We start from the raw sequence: 13687 nt of genomic DNA, 5'->3' as shown, positions 1-13687 counted from the left end.
GGTGGCGCGATGACGCAGTCGCGGCGACCCCGGCGGGCCGCCGCGGCACGTCACACCGCGACGCGGTCGGCGAGCTTCAGCACACCGCGCTGCGAGGCGCGACGCAGTCCGGAGACGATCGCCTTCAGCGAGGCCGAGGCGATGTTGCCGTCCATGCCGACGCCGAACAGCGTCGCCTCGCCCACCCGCAGCTCCAGGTAGGCCACCGCCTGCGCGTCGGCGCCGCTGCCCATCGCGTGCTCGTGGTAGTCCAACACCCGCACCTGCGTCTTCAGCAGCTTGTTCAGGCCCTCGACGAACGCGTCGATCGGTCCCTTGCCCTGGCCGTCGATCTTGACCATGCGCACGCACAGGTCGGCCTGCGCCTGGACGCGGGTCTGGCCGTCCTCGGCGGTGTCGATCTGCGGGTGCAGCGACGGCGCCTGCTTCACGCCGTACTCGCGGTCGAAGATCCGCCACAGGTCGGCCGCGCCCAGTTCCTTGCCGTTCGTGTCCATCACGCCCTGGACGATCTGGCTGAACTCGATCTGCAGGCGGCGCGGCAGTTCGATGCCATATTCAGCCTCGAGCAGGTAGGAGATGCCGCCCTTGCCCGACTGGCTGTTGACGCGGATCACCGCCTCGTAGCTGCGGCCCAAGTCCTTCGGGTCGATCGGCAGGTATGGAATTTCCCAGACGTCGCCTTCCTTGCGCGCGGCGAAGGCCTTCTTGATCGCGTCCTGGTGCGAGCCGGAGAACGAGGTGTAGACCAGCTCACCGACGTACGGATGGCGCGGATGCACCGGCAGCTGATTGCAGTGCTCGACGCAGCGGCGGATCTCGTCGATGTCGGAGAAATCCAGCGCCGGATGCACGCCCTGCGTGTACAGGTTGAGCGCGACGTTCACCAGGTCCAGGTTGCCGGTGCGCTCGCCGTTGCCGAAGAGGCAGCCTTCAAGGCGATCCGCGCCGGCCATGATCGACAGCTCGGCGGCAGCCGTGCCGGTGCCGCGGTCGTTGTGCGGATGCACGGACAGCACGATGCAGTCACGTTGTGCGACGTTGCGGCCCATCCACTCGATCATGTCGGCGAACAGGTTCGGCGTGGAGTGCTCGACCGTCGACGGCAGGTTGATGATGATCTTGCGCTCCGGGGTCGCGCCCCAGGCTGCCGTCACTGCGTCGACGACGCGCTTGGAGAAGCTCAGTTCGGCGCTGGAGAACATCTCCGGCGAATATTCGAAGCGGAAGTCCGTCTCCGGCTGCTTGTCGGCGAACTCGCGGATCATCCGCGTATGGGTGACGGCCAGGTCGACGATCTCGTCCTCGCTCATGCCCAGCACGACGCGACGCATCACCGGCGCGACGGCGTTGTACAGGTGGACGACCGCCCGCTTGGCGCCGACCAGTGATTCGAAGGTGCGTTCGATCAACGGCTGGCGCGCCTGCGTCAGGACCTGGATCGTCACGTCGTCGGGAATGTGGCCCTGCTCGATCAGCAGCCGCACGAAGTCGAAGTCAGTCTGCGACGCGGATGGGAAACCGACCTCAATCTCCTTGAATCCGATCTTCACCAGCATCTGGAACATGCGCAGCTTGCGCTCGGGGTCCATCGGCTCGATGAGGGCCTGATTGCCGTCTCGCAGGTCGGTGCTCAGCCACAGCGGCGCCTTCGTGATCTGCACGTCGGGCCAGCGGCGGTCCGGCAAGGCGATGGGGGCGAAGGCGCGGTACTTGGTCTGCGGTTGCTTGAGCATGAGAGCGTTCCTGTGGGTTCAGGGGGCGCAACTCGCAGACTCTCCAGAAACAGGAACGGCCCGTTGCGAGTTGCATTCGGGCCGTTGATCTGGGATGAGCGTCTGGATGGACGGACGTGCGCGATCTAGCGAACCCGAAGGTCACCTAGTAGTAGCAGCGCAATTCGGGCCGGGGACGTCATAGCTGTTGAATATAGGGGCGCGGCGCGGGGAACGTCAACGCCCATGGACGAATGACCGCGCCCCAAGCATTCGCTATCGGTGAAGGCCCGCTTCATCGGGTTCATCGGTGGACATCGCGATCACGCTGGCTGGCTTGCCCTTGGCGCGCCGGACCGCGTAGACGATGTAACCCGAGATGCCGTACGCGCAGAAGACGCCGAACAGCACCCGCGGCGGGTCGATGTTGATCGCCGCGATGGCCAGCATGATCACGACCAGCACGATGAAGGGCACCGAGCGCTTGAAGGTGATGTCCTTGAAGCTGTAGAACGGTGCGTTGGTCACCATCGTCAGACCCGCGTAGAGCGTGAAGCCGAAGGCCAGCCACGCCAGCGCGGGGTCGTGGTGGATGTCCTTGTAGCCGGCGCTGTCGAGCGCCCAGATCAGGCTCATCACCAGTGCGGCAGCGGCCGGGCTGGGCACCCCCTGGAAGAAGCGCCGGTCCACGACCCCGATGTTCGTGTTGAAGCGCGCGAGACGCAGCGCGGCGCCGGCGATGTAGACGAAGGCGGCGAACCAGCCCCACTTGCCCAATCCCTGCAGCGCCCAGGAGTACATGATCAGCGCCGGCGCGGCGCCGAAGGAGACCATGTCGGACAGCGAGTCCATCTGCTCGCCGAAGGTGCTCTGCGTGTTGGTCATGCGCGCGACGCGCCCGTCCAGGCTGTCGAGGACCATCGCCGCGAAGATGCCGTAGACGGACTGCTCGAAGCGGCCGCCGATGCCCATCACGATCGCATAGAAGCCGCTGAACAGCGCCGCCAGCGTGAAGAGGTTGGGCAACAGGTAGATGCCCTTGTGGCGCGGGCGCTGCGGGGCGTCGAGGCTGTCCGCCTCATCCTCGTCGAGCAGGTCCACGCTCTTGTTTTCGGTCGAATTCATGGGGCGCGAGGATAACTCACTGCATCAATGGAAAAGGCCGCGCGGTGCGACCCGCGCGGCCTTCTGGATTGATCTGACGCGATCTGCGCGGATCAGTTCTTGGACTTGTCGACCAGCTTGTTGGCCTTGATCCACGGCATCATCGCGCGCAGCTGCTCGCCGACCTGCTCGATCGGGTGCTCGGCGGTCAGGCGGCGGCGGCTGATCAGCGTCGGGGCGCCGGCCTTGTTCTCCAGGATGAAGGACTTGGCGTACTCGCCGGTCTGGATGTCCTTCAGGCACTGGCGCATCGCGTCCTTGGTCGCGGCGGTCACCACGCGCGGGCCGGTCACGTACTCGCCGTACTCCGCGTTGTTGGAGATCGAGTAGTTCATGTTGGCGATGCCGCCTTCATAGATCAGGTCGACGATCAGCTTGAGCTCGTGCAGGCACTCGAAGTAGGCCATTTCGGGCGCGTAACCGGCTTCGGTCAGCGTCTCGAAGCCCGCCTTGATCAGCTCGACGGCACCGCCGCACAGCACGGCCTGCTCGCCAAACAGGTCGGTCTCGGTCTCTTCGCGGAACGAGGTCTGGATGATGCCGGCCTTGCCGCCGCCGTTCGCGGCCGCGTAGCTCAGGGCCAGGTCACGCGCCTTGCCGGTCTTGTCGGCGTAGACGGCGATCAGGTGGGGCACGCCGCCGCCCTGCTTGTAGGTGTTGCGCACCGTGTGGCCCGGGGCCTTCGGGGCGACCATCCACACGTCCAGGTCCTCGCGCGGCTGCACCTGGCCGTAATGGACGTTGAAGCCGTGGGCGAAGGCCAGCGACGCGCCCTGCTTGATGTTGGGCTCGACTTCCTTCTTGTACACGTCGGCGATCTGCTCGTCGGGCAGCAGGATCATGACCACGTCGGCGGCCTTCACCGCGTCGGCGATCTCGGCAACCTTCAGGCCGGCGCCTTCCGCCTTGGCCCAGGACGCGCCGGCACGGCGCAGCCCGACGGTGACCTTCACGCCGCTCTCGTTCAGGTTCTGGGCATGGGCGTGGCCTTGTGAGCCGTAGCCGATGATGGTGACGTTCTTGCCCTTGATCAGGCTGAGGTCGGCGTCCTTGTCGTAATACACGTTCATGATGGTCTCTCCGGGGAAAACAGGTCAGGGGTTGTTCGGTGAAGGGTGTTCAGTGGTCGCGGCGCTCAGACGCGCAGGATGCGCTCGCCACGGCCGATGCCGCTGGTGCCGGTGCGCACCGTCTCGAGGATCGCGCTGCGGTCGATCGCATCGATGAAGGCGTCGAGCTTGCCGGCGTCGCCGGTCAGCTCGATCGTGTAGGTCTTCTCGGTGACGTCGATGACGTGGCCGCGGAAGATGTCGGCGGTGCGCTTGAGCTCCTCGCGCTCCTTGCCGACGGCGCGCACCTTGATCAGCATGAGCTCGCGCTCGATGTAGCGGCCCTCGGTCAGGTCAACGACCTTGACGACCTCGATCAGCCGGTTCAGGTGCTTGGTGATCTGCTCGATCACGTCGTCGCTGCCGCTGGTGACGATGGTCATCCGGGACAGCGACGGGTCTTCCGTCGGCGCCACGGTCAGGCTCTCGATGTTGTAGCCCCGGGCGGAGAACAGCGCGACGACGCGCGACAGCGCCCCCGGCTCGTTCTCGATGAGCAAAGCAATGATGTGTTTCATGGAATCTCGTCCTTCGCGCTCTTCAGACCGCCGGCGGTAACCGGTCGGCCCTTGGCCACGCTCTTCGATCTAGGAATCAGGCCGGTTCGCCCTGAGCGATTCGGGCCGTCCGCCGCCGGTCGCGAGGCGCGCGGTAACGCGCGTCACGCCGGACGGCTTCGGGCCGTCATCGGTCTCAGAGGTCCTCGGACCCCAGCAGCATCTCGGAGATGCCCTTGCCCGCCTGCACCATCGGCCAGACGTTCTCGGTCGGATCGGTGCGCACGTCGATGAAGACGGTGCGGTCCTTCAAGCGCATCGCCTCCCGCAGTGCGGGCTCCACATCCGAGGGCTTCTCCACCAGCAAGCCGACGTGCCCGTAGGCCTCGGCCAGCTTGACGAAGTCGGGCAGCGCATCCATGTAGCTGTGCGAGTAGCGCTTGCCGTAGTCCAGCTCCTGCCACTGCCGCACCATGCCCAGGTAGCGGTTGTTCAGCGAGACCACCTTCACAGGCGTCTTGTACTGCTGGCAGGTGGACAGTTCCTGGATGTTCATCTGGATGCTGCCCTCGCCGGTGATGCAGAACACATCCGACTCCGGCTTCGCCAGCTTGATGCCCATCGCGTACGGCAGGCCCACGCCCATCGTGCCCAGGCCGCCGGAGTTGATCCAGCGACGCGGCTCGTTGAAGCGAAGGAACTGGGCCGCCCACATCTGGTGCTGGCCGACATCCGAGGTGAAGTAGGCATCGCGGTCGCGGGTCAGGTTCCACAGCGTCTCGAGGACGTACTGCGGCTTGATGACCTCGCTGGACTGCTTGTAGGCCAGGCAGTCGCGCTTGCGCCAGTCGTTGATCTGGCTCCACCAGGCGTTGATCGAATCGGCGTCGGGTCTGGCCTGCGCTTCCTTGATCTGCGCGATCAGTTCCTGCAGCACGTCCTTGACGTCGCCGACGATCGGGATGTCCACGCGCACGCGCTTGGAGATCGACGACGGATCGATGTCGATGTGGATGATCTTGCGATCGACCGACGAGAAGTGCTTCGGGTTGCCGATCACGCGGTCGTCGAAGCGCGCACCGACGGCCAGCAGCACATCGCAGTGCTGCATCGTCATGTTGGCTTCGTAGGTGCCGTGCATGCCCAGCATGCCCAGGAAACGCGGATCGCTGCCGGGCATCGCGCCCAGACCCATCAGCGTGTTCGTGCAGGGGTAGCCCAGCAGCTCGACCAGCTGGCGCAGTTCCGCCGTGGCCTCGCCCAGGATCACGCCGCCACCGGTGTAGATGTAAGGCCGCTTGGCCCCCATCAGCAGCTGGACCGCCTTGCGGATCTGCCCGCTGTGGCCCTTCTTCACCGGGTTGTAGGAGCGCATCTCGACGCGCTCCGGGTAGTGGAACGCGGCGCGGTTGAGCGAGACGTCCTTCGGGATGTCCACCACGACCGGGCCGGGACGGCCGGTGCGCGCGATGTGGAACGCCTTCTTCAGCGTCGTCGCGAGGTCGCGCACGTCCTTGACCAGGAAGTTGTGCTTGACGATCGGGCGCGTGATGCCGACGGTGTCGCATTCCTGGAAGGCGTCGAGGCCGATGGCGGGCGTCGGGACCTGTCCGGTGATGATCACCATCGGGATCGAGTCCATGTACGCCGTCGCGATGCCGGTGATCGCGTTCGTGACGCCGGGACCGGAGGTCACCAGCGCGACGCCGACTTCGCCGGTCGCCCGGGCGTAGCCGTCGGCGGCATGGACGGCGGCCTGCTCGTGACGTACCAGCACGTGCTGGATGGCGTCCTGCTTGTAGAGCGCGTCGTAGATGTAGAGGACGGCACCGCCTGGATAGCCCCAGAGGAACTTCACGCCTTCGGCCTGAAGACTCTGAACCAGGATTTCGGAGCCATTCAGTTCCTGACCGGAACTGACGGAATGGGGGTGCGGTTGTGAGCGAGCTTCCGTGATCGCTGCACGTTTGATGTCCGCGGCAGACATGTCCATATGTCGAACCTCTGAGTTTTTTCTCTGACGAAAAACCATCGGTGCTTCTCCTCTCGCTCTTGTGAAGCGGACTTGAAACGTCGCGTCAAAAACAGGGGCGCCCCGGTTGGGCGGCCTACTTGAGACAGAAAATGCGGTGTGCGAGCCGCCGATTATGCACGCAAACCCGCAGGCCTCCGGAATCGATGGCAGTCTGTAGCGCTGATGCGATAATCCGCGCCGTTTTGCCCGCTAGACCGTCTTCGACCCCGACCCAGATCGCCCTCTGACGGCGCCAGCCCTTGGCCACAGACAAAGAACTCAACGACTTTCTCAAGACCGCCGATCGCCGCGCCTTCAAGCGCACGGTCTACATGGTTCGAGACGAGGACGCCGCGCTGGACATCGTCCAGGACGCCATGATCCGGTTGGCCGAGAAGTATTTCGACCGGCCGGCGGCGGAGCTGCCCCTGCTGTTCCAGCGCATCCTGTCCAACGCGACGATGGACTGGTTCCGGCGGCAGAAGGTGCGCAACGCGCTGTTCAGCAACCTGTCGGACTTCGAGGGCGCCGATCCCGGCGACGACTTCGACCTGCTGGAATCGCTGGAGACGCGGGAAGGATCCATGGGGGCGCTGTCGGCTGCGGACGAGGTGTCGCGCGTCCAGGTGCTGGCCGCGATCGAACAGGAAGTTGCAGCTTTGCCAGCACGTCAACGGGAAGCCTTCCTGCTGCGTTACTGGGAGGAACTCGACGTCGCCGAAACGGCAGCGGTCATGGGTTGCTCGGAGGGCAGCGTGAAGACACACTGCTCCCGCGCCGTGCATGCGCTGGCCAAAACGCTGAAAGCCAAGGGAATCTCGCTATGAAGAAGAACACGCCAGGAATGCCGCTGCCGCTGGAAGCGGACGCGCGCGTGACCCGTTTCGGCCTTCGGGTGGCCGCGGGTCTGACCGAGCAGAGCGAGACCCTGTCCGGCGATATCCAGGAACGACTGCGCTTCGCACGTGAGCAGGCGCTCGCCAAGGCGATGGCCGCGCGCGCCGCGGCGCCCGCGCAGACTGCTTCCGACGCCCGCCAGATGGGCGGCGGCACGCTGGCCCTGGGCGGCGGGGAGAAGACGCCGCGCTGGAGAAAGGCCGCGACGCTGCTGCCGCTGGCCCTGCTGCTGGGCGGCCTGCTGCTGATCCAGCACAGCCAGTGGTACGAGCAGATCCGCAGCGCGGCCGAACTCGACACCGAGATGCTCTCCAAGCCGCTGCCGCCGGCGGCGTACAGCGATCCGGGCTTCCGCGAATACCTGAACGAGGACCAGACCGACCCCAACAACCCGAACGGCGCGACCGACGGCGAGAAATCCGACGAAGCCAAATCGTCGCAGTGAGGCGGTGCGTGGCCAGTTCCCTCCGACTTCTCTCGCTCCTGACGGGCCATCCGGGCGTTTCTTCTGATCTTTCCGCCTCGCGCCGCTGGGTGCGTCGCATGGGTCTGGTCGTCGCCTGCGGCGCGCTCGCGTCCGGCGCCACGACAGTCTCGGCCCAGGACTCCGCCGCTTCCGCGCCGGTCGATGGTGGCGCGAAGATCACCGCGCCGCGCGCCTCGTCGCCGGCGAGATCCATCGCGCCGACCACCCCGTCCAGCACCTTGATCAGCAGCCAGACCTGGGCTTCGCTGAGCGCATCGCAGAAGGAAGCCCTGGCGCCCCTGGCCAAGGAATGGGACCAGCTCGACGGCGCCCGCAAGGGCAAGTGGCTGGAGATCGCCGCCCGTTATCCGACGCTGCCGGCCGAGCACCAGCAGCGCCTGCGCGAACGCATGGTCGAGTGGACCCGGATGTCGCCGTCGGAACGCCAGCGCGCCCGCATCGGTTACCAGCATGCCAGCGAGCTTCGCACACCTGAACAGGAAACGAAGATGCGCGAGAAGTGGGATGCCTACCAGGCCCTCTCTCCGGAGAAGCGCCAGCGCCTGGTTGAACGCGCCGCCGAGAAGGCATCAGCGGCCGGCCGCGATGCTCCCCCGCCCCCATGCGGGCGAAGGCGCCGATCCAGCGCACCCCGCTGACCGCGTCGACCGGCCCGACGATCGTCCAGGCCCTGCCTGGCGCGACCACGGTGCTGATGACGCAGCGCGCCGAGCCGCCGCTGCCCGGCGCCAGCGCGGCCCCCGGCCGGCCGATCCGCTCGCCGCGCGACGCGAAGCTCGACCCGGACACGCTGCTCCCCGACGCGACCCGGCCAGCCGCTAAACTGGCCGGATGACCTCCGCACCCGTTGCCGGCGACGTCCCTCCGCCGGGCCTGATGCGCCGCCTCGCCGCCTTCATCTATGAAGGCGTCGTTCTGTTCGGCGTCGTCTTCATTGCCGGCTGGCTGTACTCCACCCTCACCCAGCAGCGCAACGCGCTGGTCGGGCAACACGGCCTGCAAGCCTTCCTGTTCCTGGTGCTGGGCATCTATTTCATCTGGTTCTGGTCGCGCGGCGGCCAGACCGTGGCCATGCGGGCCTGGCACCTGCGCGTCGTCGACGCCCACGGTCGCCCGCTGACGCAGGCACGGGCCACGGCGCGTTACCTCGCCGCCTGGCTCTGGTTCCTGCCGGCGCTGGCCAGCGTGCACCTGCTGGGCCTGGACCGGAGCACCGGCGCGATCTTCGGCACGATGTTCGCCGGCATCGCCGGCTACCTGCTGCTGGCCCGGCTGCATCCGCAGCGCCAGTTCCTGCACGACGTGATCTGCGGCACCCGCCTGATCACGCAGCTGCCGCCGCCTCGCCCGAAGCAGACGACCGCGCTGCCGGCCGACTCCTGACCGCCCCGACCCCTTCCGATCTCCTGCGCCGCTTCCGACGATGAGCAACCCCCACAAGGGCCGTACCGGCCTGGATCGCATCCTGCACGCCGCCGGTTACTCCTGGGCCGGCCTGCGCGCCGCCTACCGCGGCGAGAGCGCCTTCCGCCAGGAGACCTGGCTGACCATCATCGGCATTCCGCTGGCCTTCTGGGTCGGACGGGACTGGGTGCAGGTCGCGCTGCTGGCCGGCTCGCTGATCCTGGTGCTGATCGTCGAGCTGCTGAACTCGGCGGTCGAAGCGGTCGTCGACCGCGTGTCCTTCGAATTGCACGACCTCAGCAAGCGCGCCAAGGACATCGCCAGCGCCGCCGTGCTGCTGTCGCTGGTGCTGGCCGGCGGCATCTGGGCGGCGGCCCTCTGGCAGCACCTGCGCTGACGCCACGTCGACGGCCCGGCGGCCAAGGCGCTCACTAGCGCCTGAATGGACGCTTGAATGAATGCTTGAATGAATGCTTGAATGAGAAAGGGCGGACACCACCGGCGTCCGCCCTTGCTGCATCTCGAGGACCCGTCGGGGTCCCGCGCGGTCAGACCGCGGCTTCGTCCTGTTCGCCGGTGCGGATGCGGATGACCTGCTCCACGGCGGTGACGAAGATCTTGCCGTCGCCGATCTTGCCGGTCTTGGCGGCCTTCAGGATGGCGTCGATGGAGCGTTCCACCTCATCGTCCTTCACGACGACCTCGACCTTCACCTTCGGCAGGAAGTCGACCACGTATTCGGCGCCGCGGTACAGCTCGGTGTGACCCTTCTGGCGGCCGAAGCCCTTCACTTCCGTGACGGTCAGGCCGGACGCGCCGACCTCGGCCAGGGCTTCGCGGACTTCGTCGAGCTTGAACGGTTTGATGATGGCGGTGATCTGTTTCATCACAGGGCTCCGGAAAGGGGATTGGCGGGCAAGTCTGGTTTCGATTTAAGCACGGATCGTTTCAATCGGACGCCCGCCTTTGGAGAAGGGAGTCATCGCATCAATCCGGGATACGGTCCAGGTCGGCCAGCCACACGGCCGGCTCGGAATCGCTGGGCGCGCGCCAGTCGCCGCGCGGCGACAGCGACCCGCCGCTGCCCACCTTCGGCCCGTTGGGCACGCAGCTGCGCTTGAACTGGCTGCCGCGGAAGAAGCGGCTGACGAAGATCCGCAGCACGCGCTTGATCTCGGCCAGCGGATACTCGTTGCGCTGGACGTGTTCGCCGTCGGGCCACTCGCCGCGCGCCTTGTCGCCCCAGGCGTGACGCGCCAGGAACGCGATCTTGGCCGGCGAGTAGCCATGGCGGATCGTGTAGAAGAGGTTGAAGTCCTGCAGCTCGTAGCGCCCGATCTTGTCCTCGGTGCTCTGGAGCCCAGAGCCCTCCACGCGCGCATCCTGCGGCACGAGCTCGGGGCTGATCTCCGTGTTCAGGATGTCGAACAGCACCTCCTGTCCCGACGCCCCGAGCTGCTTCGTCTCCGCGACCCACCGCACCAGGTACTGGATCAGCGTCTTGGGCACCGACGCGTTCACGTTGTAGTGCGACATGTGGTCGCCGACGCCGTAGGTGCACCAGCCGAGCGCGAGTTCGCTCAGGTCGCCCGTGCCGAGCACCAGCGCGCCGGTGTGGTTGGCCAGGCGGAACAGGTGGCTGGTGCGCTCGCCCGCCTGGACGTTCTCGAAGGTCACGTCATAGACCGGCTCGCCGGCGGCGTACGGGTGTCCGAGGTCCTTGAGCATCTGCTCGCAGCTCGGCCGGATGTCGATCTCACGCGCCTCGCAGCCGATCTCGCGCATCAGCCGCAGGGCCTGGTCGCGTGTGCGCGTGCCTGTGGCAAAGCCCGGCATCGTGACGCCGAGGATGTTCGTCCGCGGCCAGCCCATCTGGTCCATCGCGCGCGCGGCGACGAGCAAGGCATGCGTCGAGTCCAGTCCGCCCGAGATGCCGAGTACCAGTTTGTGGATGCCGCTGGACACGAGCCGCTGCACCAGCGCCTGGACCTGGATCTGGAAGACCTCGTTGCAGCGCTCGTCGCGGCGCTGACGGTCCGACGGCACATACGGGAAACGCTCGATGCGACGGCGCAGCGGCAGCGCTTGCGTGCGATCCAGGCCGAGCTCGAACTCGACCGTGCGGAAGGTCTTCAGCAACGGCGCGTGATGCCGCACCGAATCGCCGAAGCTCGTCTGCCGCATCCGCTCCCGCGACAGCCGCTCCAGGTCCACGTCGGCCGACACGAGCTGCGAGCGGCGCTGGAACCGCTCGCTCTCGGCGAGGAAGCTGCCGTTCTCGTAGACCAGCGCCTGGCCGTCCCAGGCGAGGTCGGTGCTGGACTCGCCCGCGCCGGCGGAGGTGTAGACATAGGCCGCCAGGCAGCGCGCCGACTGCTGGCCGACGAGCTGATGGCGATAGCCCGACTTGCCGACCGTGATGTTGGAGGCCGACAGGTTGACGAGCACGGTCGCGCCCGCCAGCGCGGCATACGACGACGGCGGGATGGGCGTCCAGACGTCTTCGCAGATCTCGACGTGCAGGCGCAGCAGCGGCTGGTCGATCGCCGCGATCACGAGCCGCGTGCCGAAGGCCACGCGCTGGCCCAGCAGCGTGATCTCCTCGGAGATCGCCTCGTCGGCGGCGTTGAACTGGCGGGCCTCGTAGAACTCGCCGTAGTTGGGCAGGTAGGTCTTGGGCAGCACAGCCAGCAACCGGCCGCGCTGGAACACGACGGCGCAGTTGAACAGCCGGTGCTCGATGCGCAGCGGCAGGCCGACGATCGCGACGGTAGGCAGGTCGCGGGACACCGTCAGCAGATGCGCCAGCGCCGCCTCGCAGCCGTCCAGCAGCGGGCGCTGATGGAACAGGTCATCGCTCGTGTACGCGGCCAGGCCGAGCTCGGGGAACGCCGCGACCGCGGCACCGTCCGCGGCGGCCTCGCGCAGCAGCTGCGCGGTCTGCTCGCCGTTGAAGGCCGGATCGGCCACGCGGCACAGCGGGATGCCGACGGCGATGCGGGCGAAGTCGTGGACGTAGAGGTTGTCGAAGGACGGGGCGGCCTGAGGCAAGGTCGCAGGGCCGGTCGGGGAGGAAGTCGTCGTCGCTTGCATGGGGAGCATCCTGCCATCAAAGCGAAGGGTTTGAGCTTGCGCCTAAGATTTGCCGCGCATGACTCCCCCGCCCTCGCCTTCCCCTCCGCCGACGCCCCCGAGCACGAGCACGAGCACGACGTCGCCCAGCCGCTGATCCGCGTCGACGACGATCCCGCCGCGCTGCCCCGCGATCAATGGAACGCGCTGCTCGCCGCCTCGCCACTGCCGTCGCCGTTCATGAAGCTCGAGTACCTGGCGGCGATGCACGCGTCCGGTTCCGCCGTACCGAAGAAGGGCTGGCAGGCGCAGTTCCTCAGCGTGTGGGACGGCAACGAACTGATCGCGGCCTGCCCGGCCTACCTCAAGGGCCACTCGTACGGTGAATACGTCTTCGACTGGGCCTGGGCCGACGCCTACGAACGGCACGGACTCGCGTACTACCCCAAGCTGCTGGTCGCGGTGCCATTCACGCCGGTGCCGGGCAGCCGCCTGCTGGCGAAAGACGCCGCCGCCCGCGAGTGGCTCGTGAAGGCCTTGCGGGCGTTGACGGCGCGCTCGGAACTCTCCTCGGTGCACGTGCTGTTCGGCGACGACCAGGACCAGCGCGCGCTCACCGGCGACGACTGGCTCGCGCGTCAGCAGGTGCAGTTCCACTGGACCGGCGACGGCGTGCCGCGTCCGTTCGCCGACTACCTCGCAACGCTGCAGCGCGAGAAGCGCAAGAAGATCCAGCAGGAGCAGCGCAAGGTCGTCGAGGCCGGCATCCGCTTCGAGCCGCTGCGCGGCGCGGCGATCACCGCCGAGGACTGGGACTTCTTCTATGAGTGCTACACGCTGACCTACCTGGCGCATCGCAACAAGCCGTACCTGACGCGCGACTTCTTCGCGCGGATGGCTGCGGACATGCCTGAGCACTGGCTGATGTTCGTGGCGCGGGATGCCGCGGGCGAACGCGTGGCCGCGTCACTGGTGGCGATCGACGAATCGCAGCGCGCGGCCTACGGGCGCTACTGGGGCTCGACACGCTACATCCCCAACCTCCACTTCGATGCGTGCTACTACCAGCCGCTGACGTGGTGCCTGGAGAACGGCTGGCGCCGCTTCGAAGGCGGCGCGCAGGGGGAACACAAGATGGCCCGCGGGCTGATGCCGGTCGCCACGTACTCGGCGCACTGGCTCGCGCATCCGCAGTTCCGCGAGGCCGTCGCCGACTTCCTGACGCAGGAGGGCGAGGCGATGAACGAGTACATCGACGAACTGGAACAGCATCAGCCGTTCAAAAGCGACAAGCCCGTCGATTGACGGGCTTGTCGGGCGGTCGGCGG

Annotated in this window: 14 protein-coding genes; 7 read left to right on the top strand and 7 right to left on the bottom strand. The window is 67.0% G+C overall.

Annotation, left to right across the window (positions count from 1 at the left end; all coding sequences use genetic code 11):
- Positions 1–50 precede the first annotated feature (50 nt).
- The 5 genes from leuA to ACQ86G_RS14990 form a co-directional block, all read right to left on the bottom strand.
- Complete coding sequence (leuA, locus tag ACQ86G_RS15010) at positions 51–1736, bottom strand: 2-isopropylmalate synthase (protein WP_431261265.1); 1686 nt, start codon at positions 1734–1736, stop codon at positions 51–53.
- A 255-nt stretch (positions 1737–1991) separates the two neighbouring features.
- Positions 1992–2840, bottom strand: a complete 849-nt coding sequence (gene pssA, locus ACQ86G_RS15005) for a CDP-diacylglycerol--serine O-phosphatidyltransferase (RefSeq protein WP_431261264.1) — start codon at positions 2838–2840, stop codon at positions 1992–1994.
- A 92-nt stretch (positions 2841–2932) separates the two neighbouring features.
- Positions 2933–3949, bottom strand: a complete 1017-nt coding sequence (ilvC, locus tag ACQ86G_RS15000) for a ketol-acid reductoisomerase (RefSeq protein ID WP_331614336.1) — start codon at positions 3947–3949, stop codon at positions 2933–2935.
- Positions 3950–4014: 65 nt separating this feature from the next.
- Entirely contained in the window at positions 4015–4506 is a 492-nt protein-coding gene (gene ilvN, locus ACQ86G_RS14995; protein WP_431261263.1) for an acetolactate synthase small subunit, read from the bottom strand.
- 175 nt (positions 4507–4681) lie between these two features.
- The gene (locus tag ACQ86G_RS14990) at positions 4682–6478 is read right to left on the bottom strand and encodes an acetolactate synthase 3 catalytic subunit (protein WP_431261262.1); all 1797 of its coding nucleotides are present in this window, start codon (positions 6476–6478) and stop codon (positions 4682–4684) included.
- Between the two features lie 281 nt (positions 6479–6759).
- Between ACQ86G_RS14990 and ACQ86G_RS14985 the strand changes: the two genes are divergently transcribed.
- From ACQ86G_RS14985 to ACQ86G_RS14960, 6 genes are all read left to right on the top strand, one after another.
- Positions 6760–7326 (top strand): RNA polymerase sigma factor, encoded by a 567-nt coding sequence (locus ACQ86G_RS14985; RefSeq protein WP_067275679.1) that lies wholly within the window; start codon positions 6760–6762, stop codon positions 7324–7326.
- Positions 7323–7841 (top strand): DUF3619 family protein, encoded by a 519-nt coding sequence (locus tag ACQ86G_RS14980; protein WP_431261261.1) that lies wholly within the window; start codon positions 7323–7325, stop codon positions 7839–7841. The genes ACQ86G_RS14985 and ACQ86G_RS14980 overlap by 4 nt, the downstream gene beginning before the upstream one ends.
- A gap of 98 nt (positions 7842–7939) precedes the next feature.
- Positions 7940–8521, top strand: a complete 582-nt coding sequence (locus ACQ86G_RS14975) for a DUF3106 domain-containing protein (RefSeq protein WP_431261260.1) — start codon at positions 7940–7942, stop codon at positions 8519–8521.
- A complete protein-coding gene (locus ACQ86G_RS14970) occupies positions 8485–8718 on the top strand; it encodes a hypothetical protein (RefSeq protein WP_431261259.1) in 234 nt (77 codons plus the stop codon). The genes ACQ86G_RS14975 and ACQ86G_RS14970 overlap by 37 nt, the downstream gene beginning before the upstream one ends.
- Positions 8715–9266, top strand: coding sequence for an RDD family protein (locus ACQ86G_RS14965; RefSeq protein ID WP_431261258.1), 552 nt, complete (start codon positions 8715–8717; stop codon positions 9264–9266). Before ACQ86G_RS14970 ends, ACQ86G_RS14965 begins: the two co-directional genes overlap by 4 nt.
- A 40-nt stretch (positions 9267–9306) precedes the next feature.
- Positions 9307–9684: a diacylglycerol kinase gene (locus ACQ86G_RS14960; protein ID WP_431261257.1), complete on the top strand. Its 378-nt coding sequence runs from the start codon at positions 9307–9309 to the stop codon at positions 9682–9684.
- 151 nt (positions 9685–9835) lie between these two features.
- Here ACQ86G_RS14960 and ACQ86G_RS14955 read toward each other — a convergent pair whose 3' ends face one another.
- Both ACQ86G_RS14955 and ACQ86G_RS14950 read right to left on the bottom strand, forming a co-directional pair.
- The gene (locus ACQ86G_RS14955; RefSeq protein ID WP_067275693.1) at positions 9836–10174 is read right to left on the bottom strand and encodes a P-II family nitrogen regulator; all 339 of its coding nucleotides are present in this window, start codon (positions 10172–10174) and stop codon (positions 9836–9838) included.
- Positions 10175–10274: 100 nt separating this feature from the next.
- A complete protein-coding gene (locus ACQ86G_RS14950; RefSeq protein ID WP_431261256.1) occupies positions 10275–12380 on the bottom strand; it encodes an NAD(+) synthase in 2106 nt (701 codons plus the stop codon).
- Positions 12381–12542: 162 nt separating this feature from the next.
- On the opposite strand from ACQ86G_RS14950, the gene ACQ86G_RS14945 reads away from it, so the two are divergent.
- Positions 12543–13664 (top strand): GNAT family N-acetyltransferase, encoded by a 1122-nt coding sequence (locus ACQ86G_RS14945; protein ID WP_431261406.1) that lies wholly within the window; start codon positions 12543–12545, stop codon positions 13662–13664.
- The last annotated feature ends 23 nt before the right edge of the window (positions 13665–13687 follow it).

This window comes from Roseateles chitinivorans (genome assembly GCF_050632145.1).
GTDB lineage: Bacteria > Pseudomonadota > Gammaproteobacteria > Burkholderiales > Burkholderiaceae_C > Roseateles > Roseateles chitinivorans_B.
This window is presented reverse-complemented; position numbering and strand designations above follow the sequence as displayed.

What these genes read in the sequence shown, in the direction of transcription:
- leuA (WP_431261265.1), bottom strand. Translation starts at nt 1,736, where the DNA reads ATGCTCAAGCAACCGCAGACCAAGTACCGCGCCTTCGCCCCCATCGCC.
- pssA (WP_431261264.1), bottom strand. Translation starts at nt 2,840, where the DNA reads ATGAATTCGACCGAAAACAAGAGCGTGGACCTGCTCGACGAGGATGAG.
- ilvC (WP_331614336.1), bottom strand. Translation starts at nt 3,949, where the DNA reads ATGAACGTGTATTACGACAAGGACGCCGACCTCAGCCTGATCAAGGGC.
- ilvN (WP_431261263.1), bottom strand. Translation starts at nt 4,506, where the DNA reads ATGAAACACATCATTGCTTTGCTCATCGAGAACGAGCCGGGGGCGCTG.
- ACQ86G_RS14990 (WP_431261262.1), bottom strand. Translation starts at nt 6,478, where the DNA reads ATGGACATGTCTGCCGCGGACATCAAACGTGCAGCGATCACGGAAGCT.
- ACQ86G_RS14980 (WP_431261261.1), top strand. Translation starts at nt 7,323, where the DNA reads ATGAAGAAGAACACGCCAGGAATGCCGCTGCCGCTGGAAGCGGACGCG.
- ACQ86G_RS14975 (WP_431261260.1), top strand. Translation starts at nt 7,940, where the DNA reads ATGGGTCTGGTCGTCGCCTGCGGCGCGCTCGCGTCCGGCGCCACGACA.
- ACQ86G_RS14970 (WP_431261259.1), top strand. Translation starts at nt 8,485, where the DNA reads ATGCGGGCGAAGGCGCCGATCCAGCGCACCCCGCTGACCGCGTCGACC.
- ACQ86G_RS14965 (WP_431261258.1), top strand. Translation starts at nt 8,715, where the DNA reads ATGACCTCCGCACCCGTTGCCGGCGACGTCCCTCCGCCGGGCCTGATG.
- ACQ86G_RS14960 (WP_431261257.1), top strand. Translation starts at nt 9,307, where the DNA reads ATGAGCAACCCCCACAAGGGCCGTACCGGCCTGGATCGCATCCTGCAC.
- ACQ86G_RS14955 (WP_067275693.1), bottom strand. Translation starts at nt 10,174, where the DNA reads ATGAAACAGATCACCGCCATCATCAAACCGTTCAAGCTCGACGAAGTC.
- ACQ86G_RS14950 (WP_431261256.1), bottom strand. Translation starts at nt 12,380, where the DNA reads ATGCAAGCGACGACGACTTCCTCCCCGACCGGCCCTGCGACCTTGCCT.